The organism is Edaphobacter aggregans DSM 19364 (genome assembly GCF_000745965.1).
In the GTDB taxonomy this organism is placed as follows: Bacteria; Acidobacteriota; Terriglobia; order Terriglobales; family Acidobacteriaceae; genus Edaphobacter; species Edaphobacter aggregans.
The window spans coordinates 1-7845 of record NZ_JQKI01000195.1 but is presented as its reverse complement, the minus strand read 5'-3'; the positions used below and the strand labels follow the sequence as shown (position 1 = coordinate 7845).

8 protein-coding genes are annotated in these 7845 nt (G+C 57.8%); 6 read left to right on the top strand and 2 right to left on the bottom strand.

Annotated features, from left to right (window positions below; genetic code table 11):
• Positions 1–90: 90 nt before the first annotated feature.
• Positions 91–987: a tyrosine-type recombinase/integrase gene (locus Q363_RS29050; RefSeq protein WP_035355592.1), complete on the top strand. Its 897-nt coding sequence runs from the start codon at positions 91–93 to the stop codon at positions 985–987.
• Positions 968–2158 carry an IS91 family transposase gene (locus tag Q363_RS29045; protein ID WP_035355595.1) on the top strand — a complete coding sequence of 397 codons (1191 nt, stop codon included), beginning with the start codon at positions 968–970 and terminating at the stop codon, positions 2156–2158. Before Q363_RS29050 ends, Q363_RS29045 begins: the two co-directional genes overlap by 20 nt.
• A gap of 301 nt (positions 2159–2459) precedes the next feature.
• Here Q363_RS29045 and Q363_RS29040 read toward each other — a convergent pair whose 3' ends face one another.
• Entirely contained in the window at positions 2460–2672 is a 213-nt protein-coding gene (locus tag Q363_RS29040) for a hypothetical protein (RefSeq protein WP_245632542.1), read from the bottom strand.
• 421 nt (positions 2673–3093) lie between these two features.
• Here Q363_RS29040 and Q363_RS29035 point away from each other — a divergent pair, with 421 nt between their 5' ends.
• From Q363_RS29035 to Q363_RS29025, 3 genes are all read left to right on the top strand, one after another.
• The gene (locus Q363_RS29035; protein ID WP_035357698.1) at positions 3094–4599 is read left to right on the top strand and encodes a phytoene desaturase family protein; all 1506 of its coding nucleotides are present in this window, start codon (positions 3094–3096) and stop codon (positions 4597–4599) included.
• Positions 4596–5429 carry a DUF6544 family protein gene (locus tag Q363_RS29030; RefSeq protein ID WP_035357697.1) on the top strand — a complete coding sequence of 278 codons (834 nt, stop codon included), beginning with the start codon at positions 4596–4598 and terminating at the stop codon, positions 5427–5429. The genes Q363_RS29035 and Q363_RS29030 overlap by 4 nt, the downstream gene beginning before the upstream one ends.
• A gap of 462 nt (positions 5430–5891) precedes the next feature.
• Entirely contained in the window at positions 5892–6587 is a 696-nt protein-coding gene (locus tag Q363_RS29025; protein WP_035357695.1) for a hypothetical protein, read from the top strand.
• 299 nt (positions 6588–6886) lie between these two features.
• Here Q363_RS29025 and Q363_RS29020 read toward each other — a convergent pair whose 3' ends face one another.
• A complete protein-coding gene (locus tag Q363_RS29020; protein WP_157467812.1) occupies positions 6887–7339 on the bottom strand; it encodes a hypothetical protein in 453 nt (150 codons plus the stop codon).
• A 339-nt stretch (positions 7340–7678) separates the two neighbouring features.
• Here Q363_RS29020 and Q363_RS47090 point away from each other — a divergent pair.
• Positions 7679–7845, top strand: a 167-nt coding sequence (locus tag Q363_RS47090; RefSeq protein WP_157467810.1) for a DUF4372 domain-containing protein, incomplete at its 3' end; no start/stop codon positions are given.

Below are 7845 nucleotides of genomic sequence, written 5' to 3'. Positions count from 1 at the left end.
AGAACGAAGCCGCTGGCGCGGCGGACGCTGCCGCGTGGGTGTCCCCGAGCATTGATGCCGATGTAGGGTGTGGGTCACGAGGAGGTTCCCGTGACCCATCTACGCAAAATCATGCTGGAAGAACTCCAGCGCCGTAATTACTCCGCGTCTACCACACGCTATTACATTCGCCATGTAGAAGCTTTTGCCCGGCACTTCCAGTGCTCCCCCGACCGCCTGGGCCCGCAGCATATTCGGGAGTATCAAGCTCACCTCTTTACAAGGCAGAAGTTGTCACCCGGAGCGGTAACGAACCATCTGTGTGCATTGCGGTTTTTCTACATCCAGACGCTTAAGAAGCCGTGGAGCATTGCCGATACTCCGTATCCCAAGAAGACCCATCGTTTACCGGGGATTCTCAGCCAAGAAGAAGTGGCGCAGCTCATCGACGCCGCGCACACTCCTTTTCATCGCACTCTGCTCATGACCCTCTATGCCACTGGCGTTCGCAACGCCGAGCTGACTCGCCTGAAGATCAGCGACATCGACAGCCGGCGGATGGTGATTCACATTCAAGGCGGCAAGGGACGTCAGGATCGGGATGTGATGCTCAGTCCTAAACTTCTCGAGGAACTTCGCTCGCACTGGCTGCGCTTGCGGAGAAAATCCAGCATTTGGCTCTTCCCCGGCAACCGTTGGCACAGCGGGGATCTGCCCATCGATACCAAAACTCCGCGTCATGCCTGTCAGCAAGCTGCCCAGCGGGCTGGCATCAAGAACAAGGTTTATCCCCACGTGCTTCGTCACTGCTTCGCAACCCATTTGCTGGAAGCGGGCGCCGATCTCTACACCATTCAGATCCTGCTAGGCCATCACGATCTAAAAGAGACCGCCATCTACCTGCACCTTTCGCAACGCCACCTCCATGCCACCGCCAGTCCCCTGGACTCGCTCAAGTTGAATGCATGCTCACCGCAGGAGGAAATCGATGAGTCGGCCACTGTTTGAGGTGGCCGATTTGATCCGCAGCGCAGGTACTGCATTCGTCGAGCGCAATCGCAAGTGGATTCGATGGCAGCACATTAAAGTGCTACTGGCCATCGCCCGCTGTCGCACATCCGCACTCGGCGGACATATCGATGCATGCACCCGCTGCGGCCATCGCGCCACCATCTCCTACAACAGTTGTCGCAATCGCCACTGCCCGAAGTGTCAGACGGCGGCCCGCGAACTCTGGATCGAGGCGCGGCGCCGCGAACTTCTCCCCATCCCCTACGTCCATGTGGTCTTCACCCTGCCCTCGCAACTAGCTATGCTAGCCCTGCAGAACAAGAAGATCATCTACGACCTACTGCTCCGCGCCAGCGCAGAGACTCTTCTCGAAGTAGCTCGCGATCCCCGGCTTCTCGGTGCAGAGATCGGTTTCTTCAGCGTGCTACACACCTGGAATCAGAAGCTCGGCATCCATCCCCACGCCCACTGCGTCGTTCCCGCCGGAGGGCTTTCGCTCGATCACACCCACTGGATTCCATCCCGGCCCCGTTACTTTCTCCCTGTCGAGGTGCTCCGAGAGGTATTCCGCGGCAAGTTTGTTGACGGTCTTGAACATGCCTTCCGGCAGCATCAACTCCACTTCTCCGGCGATCTGTCTCTGCTCGTTCAGCCGAAGATATTCGCTTCCTGGGTACGCACACTATTTCGCAAGCACTGGGTGGTCTATTCGAAACCACCCTTCGGAGGCCCCGAACATGTGCTGCAGTACCTGGGACGCTACACCCATCGCGTGGCCATTTCCAACCATCGCCTTATCGGGTTCGAGAACGGCCAGGTCATCTTTCGGTGGCGGGATTCGGCACACCACAACAAACAAAAACGCATGACCTTATCCCTCGATGAGTTCCTGCGCCGCTTCCTTCTGCATGTGCTCCCAAAAGGCTTCGTCCGTATCCGCAACTTCGGGTTCCTCGCCAACCGTCGGCGCTCCATTCTGTTGCCCCTATGCTTGCAGGTACTGGGCGCGCTTCAACAATCGGAGATACAACCAACATCGGCTCCGAAGCAATCCCGCCCACTCCGCTACTGCCCCAAGTGCGGCGGCCCTATGGTGGTCGTCGAAAGAATCTCCACGATCCAGATGCAACCACGTTCTCCACCACTGCTCCTCACCGCCGCCGCATGAAGTCATCGAGCCCATCTCGGAAACTCCGCGTGCTTCACCACGCTCAGCCCACGTGTGCTCCTCCATCTAATCCATCGCTTCTTTTCACGACCTTCTATGCGCCAGTAGCTACCACTTTCCGGCCCTCACCGACTCTCCTACCTCTGCTCCTCCAATCTCCTCCTCAATTCGCGAATCCAAACGTGTCCCGCTTCGCCCACACTGCATTCAAAACCCATAATTCCTGCAGCCTCACCGCATCCGCCGCGCCAGCGGCTTCCTTCTGACGGCTTTATCGAACGCGCACCAAAACCCTGCGCTCTCAACTTGGCCCCGCATGGCGCGCCTCCGATAAAGCACTAACGTCACTCGCCCGCAACCCGACCGCTGCCAGCAGCAGCCCAAGTACACCGAAGAACGTCGTCAGCGTCGCGATCATATTCTCCTGTTGGAAATCCCCGCGCAAGACCTTGGTGTGAGGGTCAACACCATAGAGCACGAGAATTGGATCGACTTCGGCCAGAGCCTTGCGCACGCGCTCTTCGACGCCCGGCGGATTTCCCGGCTCCCAGAGCACGATGTTGTACAGGACCCTAATACGGCTCTCAAATGCGCTCCCCTGTCAGAGATCCAATTCGATCTCTGACAGGGAGTCGAAAAGCAGATCAGAACGTTTCCCTCGGAAGGCCGATCAATGCTGCGAGAGCGCCAAACACAGTCGCTAACTGAACATCTCCTCTAAACTCCTCCGAAACAATCAATTGACTGAATTCTTAGCTATGTGTTCTCCGTCACAGCGTCGTCAAAATGAAAGCGCTACGCTTCATCGTGGGAACGGAAGCTGCCTCGGGACTTGGCTTGATGCTCATCTATATAAGGGCGTTGTTCGTAACGATCGCTCCGGCGATTGTCCGACCGGTCGACAAGGTGGTGGTTACAGATAGGAGTTCACAAACATGAAGCATGATGCCGGAAAGATCATCATCATTGGCGGCGGTATCGCCGGACTCTGCGCCGCAGTCTACGCGCAAAGGTGCGGCTATCAGGCCGAAGTCCTCGAGATGCACGACTCTGCGGGAGGGCTGGCGACGAGTTGGCGCCGGGGCGACTACACGTTTGAGACCTGTTTGCATTGGTTGCTCGGTTCCAATCCCGACGGGGAGATGCACTCGCGATGGCTGGAGGTCTTCGACATCGACAAGTTGAAGTTCATCCATCCCGAAGAGTTCGTCCGCCTCGAGACCGAACACGGCGAGTGCCTGAGCATCTATCGCAACGTCGACCGCTTGGAGGCGGAGATGTTGAATCGTGCGCCAGAAGATGCAGAAGAGGTCCGTCATCTCACGTCGGCGATACGCAGCCTCTCTAAGTTCAGGATGCCTGACCCGACCGAGGGCTGGACCAGCAACTGGCTGACCTACCTGCACGACGTACCCTACCTTCCGTTGCTGCGAGAGCTGTCCAGTGTGAGCGCCAGGGAATATGGCAAGAAGTTCAAAGACCCGCTGCTGAGAAGCTTCTTCGGGGAGGGCGACATGGGCCAACTGTCCGCCGTCGCTCTCTTCTTTTCACTCGCGTGGATGAATGGGCACGACGCCGGCTATCCCATCGGCGGCTCGCAGGCTGTCATTCAAGGCATCATCCGGAAGCTCGACAGCCTCGGAGGGAGGCTGCGTCTCGGAGCCAAAGTCGAACGCATCCTGGTGGAGGACGATACCGCCGTCGGGGTGCAGCTGGTTGGCGGCGAAAGCATCGCAGCGGACTGGGTGATCTCCGCTGCCGATGGCCATGCCACCATCTACGATCTTCTCGACGGCAAGTACAGGGACAAAGCCATCGGGAAGATCTATGACGAGTTCGAACCCCTTCCCTCCTATCTGCAGGTGTCGCTCGGAGTGGCACGGGATCTGTCTCAACAACCCGGGTTTGCCACTCGACTCCTCGACACGCCCCTTCAGGTGGATCTGGAGACACAGCTTCGACAGGTCTCGTTCCGCTTCTTTCACTACGACCCAACCTTCGCGCCGGTTGGCAAGACGGCAGTGACCTGCTTTCTGCCAACCCGCAACTTTGAGTTCTGGGTCCAGCTCCAGCAAAACGATCCGGAGAAATATCAAGCGGAAAAACAACGCATCGCTGAGGCCGTCATCGCCATCCTCGAAAGGATGGTGCACGAGGTGCGCCCGGCAATCGAAGTGATCGACGTCTCAACGCCCGCCACCGTCATCCGCTACACAGGAAACTGGAAGGGAAGTATGGAAGGCTGGCTCCTGACACCCGCCAGCGGATTCCGGCAACTGCCCAATACTTTGCCCGGTTTGCGGCACTTCATGATGGCCGGCCAATGGGTCATGCCCGGAGGCGGGCTGCCGTCAGGACTGATGACAGCACGGTCCGCGATTCAAGCGATATGCAAGCAAGATCGGGTACCCTTCGCGGAACGACCATCGGTGATGAGATGACAAAGAAGGGTTCGTTCATGGTTGTGTCGCTCGGTCTTGGCGGCATGGCGTTGCTCGCGGAGTTCGCCGCTGTGGCCGCACGCCGCTCCTTCCTTGGACGCATAGAGTCCTTGCAACTGTCGTTGGAACAGACGCCCAAGGCGTTGGCCATCCGCACGGACCTACCCCCCGAAGTCGTCGCTCTGGCCCGTAGGCTCGGCGTTTCCGACGGTGGGGGCGGTCGGCTCGTCCGCCTGACCCAGAGTGGTGAAATGTGGCTGAAGCCCGGCTCGAAGCCATTGGCTTTCAAAGCTGAGCAAACTATTGCAGTCGCCGAGGTTGGCTTTCTGTGGCGCGCGTGGCTCATGATGGCCGGAGTGTCAATGCAGGTCATTGACTATACGGTCGGCTGCAAGGCTGGACTTGAGGGCCGCCTGCTCGGCGCGCTGCCCATGATGCAGATGACCGACACCGACACCATCTTCCGCAGCGAAGCTATGCGCTATCTCGCCGAGTTGATGTGGAATCCCGATGCCCTGCTATTGAATCGATGGCTAGACTGGCGGGTCATCAATTTACGCACGCTGGCGGTTGCGACCGGCGATGGTGCACGCCGGTGCGAGGTTCGTTTAATCCTGGACGATGCCGGTGACCTCATCGGGATAGAGGCTGACGATCGACCGCGCCAGGACGGCCGCGTGGTGACAGCCTGTCCATGGTTCGGCCGAGGCGGCGACTACCGAACAATCGGTGGCCGACGCATCCCAACCAGGGCGGAGGTCGGTTGGCTACTCGACGGTGTCGAATTCATATATTGGCGCGGCCGAGTCGAGTCCTGGTCGGTGAGCTGATGGCTACTCTAACGGCCTACGTTAACGGCCACCTTTCCCCCGCGAAGCCGCAGACAAGGCCCTCGTCAACTCGCTCGCCACCTTCAACTCCGCAGGCTCGGAGGCGTATCCCAGGTCCGAAACTCGGTCAAATCCGCGAACGACCTTCCGTTTTCGGGATATTTAAGCCGTTGGTGTACAGATTGTTTCCCGATTGCCCGTGATACGACAGTTAGGCCTTCTCATGACGTTCGCCGGACTGCGCGCCCACGGCGGGCGCTGGGGATAGCCAACGCGATCGAGATCTGAACGAGCGCACACTCTCAGGATCAACCACTCCGGGTAGCGGGCTGCAGTAACCTACCAGCAATTGACTCGCCCGATGGATGTCTCTAGAGTAGGTCTGCGTCACGGATCGGGGCTGAGTACTGCAACGCTCGTCGTTGTACGGAGCCTTCACATCCCTGTGCAGGAGACGCGTCGATGAGCGTTGAGAAGCCGACGGCCGCCTCAGCCGACGTGGATCAGAAGCAGTGGTATCGAGTGGGCGGTATCGCCGCACTCGTCCTAGGTATCGCGTACATTATCATCTTTCCCTTGTACGCCCACATAGGAGTTCCACCGATCGGTGGCGAGGCTTGGTTCAAGTACCTTCCGGGTAAGACGACCGTCTGGTGGGCGATTCTTGGTCTCTCCGTCTTTACGGACTTTCTCTTCGTGCCAGTTGCATTTGCCCTTTACCTGGCGTTGAAAGAGGCGAACAAAAACGCGATGCTGCTCGCGATGGCTTTCGTAGGGCTGTTTGTCGTCTTAGATTTGGCAGTCACCTGGTCGCATTACGCATCAATGCTCATTCTCTACAGTAACTACTCTCGAAGCACGGATGACGTCCAGCGGGCGGGTTACGTCGCGGCCGCTGACTATGCGTCTGCTGTACTGGCGTCTCCTCTGGAAATCGTGTATGCAATAGTGACGCTCTCGTTCGGAATCCTCGTGATCGGTTTCGTAATGATGAGGGGAGTCTTCAACAAGACCACGGCCTATTTGGGCTTGGCCACCGGCATTCTTGGAATCGTGTCGGTAGCGGGCCTCAGTCTAACCATAATCATGAATGCCCTCTTTGCCACGGCCTGGATCTTGTTTGTGGGCTACAGACTCCACCGACTCGCTAAGGAGTGATCTAGCGTTCAAGCCACGCTGTTAACGGGTCGTCGGCAAACAGGAAGTAATACGGTCGTAGCGGTTTACTTCCGGTTAGTCGGCAAACCGCACCTTACTCTCCAGCGCATGACTCCGACCACGTCCTGATCGAACCGCGGTTGCGGCGCCGCCCGCCTTCGGCGTGGATGATATTTTGCACACCTATCTGTGATCGCCGAAGGTGGCAGCATTCCGTTACACCGGATGGCAGCATAACGCTGGGTACCAGAATTGATTGCATTCAGCAAGAAGCTTCAGAACGACAGAGGTAGGCTCAACTATTCGATTTGTAAGGGATAGGTGTAAGGGGCATCTTCGCCCTGGAGTTGAGTCGACAAAACGTACTTGCCTGGTTTCGCACTTCTCAGATCGAGAGACACAGTGACCACGGTCCGCGGATCGGCACCCACTGCGGTCCCTGTTGCGCACGCCACGCGATTGAGGCCGTTCGTGTCGGACGCAACCATGATGGAGTAAGCACCGGGTTGGCTCAGGCGAGGCAGGGCAAGTTCCAACCTGAGCAGCGCGGCGGGAAGACGAAGTGGAGGGTTGCTCGACGGCTGGTCACCACGGTAGGTTCCGTATTGCGAAAGGTCCAGGGTACGATGAAGCTCGGCCGACTGAACCTGTATGACCGCCGGATGTTTATGGTTCCAAACATTGGCAACGACAAACCCAACCATCAAACATGCCAATCCCATCGCCGCGACAGCGGCGTACCGAAACCTCACAGAGGCTCCGGCAGGACGAGTTGCGCGGAACTGAAGAAGGCGACCCAAACAGTAGTTGCACGATGTGACGTGGTCTGCACGCCGATCGGAAAGAGAGACGTCCGTGGGACGTTTCGCATAAGATTTCAGAAAGGCATCGTCCACGCAATCCGGAGTCTTATCTCCACTCGGCTGCCTGTGGGTATAGGATTCGACCTGTCTGAGGAACCATTCTTCAGAGTTCAAAGTTTTCTTGATCACTCACTGTCGTCCAAATTAGCCTTTGAGAACAAGGCTCAAGGGTGAGGCAGGTGGAGCCTCCTGTAGAGTGAAGTGGGTCCTGAGAAGACCACTTGACGCATGAGAAAGGCATCCACCATGAATCGAGTATGCAGTATTTTCAGCCAACTCCTGCAACTGTTTTCGCGCTCCGATTTCGAGGCTGCGGTTGGCAAGCATCGAGCCGAGAGGCACGCCCGAGGCTTTACCTGCTGGGGTCAGTTCATCGCCATGCTGTTCTGCCAACT

What these genes read in the sequence shown, in the direction of transcription:
- Q363_RS29035 (WP_035357698.1), top strand. Translation starts at nt 3,094, where the DNA reads ATGAAGCATGATGCCGGAAAGATCATCATCATTGGCGGCGGTATCGCC.
- Q363_RS29030 (WP_035357697.1), top strand. Translation starts at nt 4,596, where the DNA reads ATGACAAAGAAGGGTTCGTTCATGGTTGTGTCGCTCGGTCTTGGCGGC.
- Q363_RS29045 (WP_035355595.1), top strand. Translation starts at nt 968, where the DNA reads ATGAGTCGGCCACTGTTTGAGGTGGCCGATTTGATCCGCAGCGCAGGT.
- Q363_RS29025 (WP_035357695.1), top strand. Translation starts at nt 5,892, where the DNA reads ATGAGCGTTGAGAAGCCGACGGCCGCCTCAGCCGACGTGGATCAGAAG.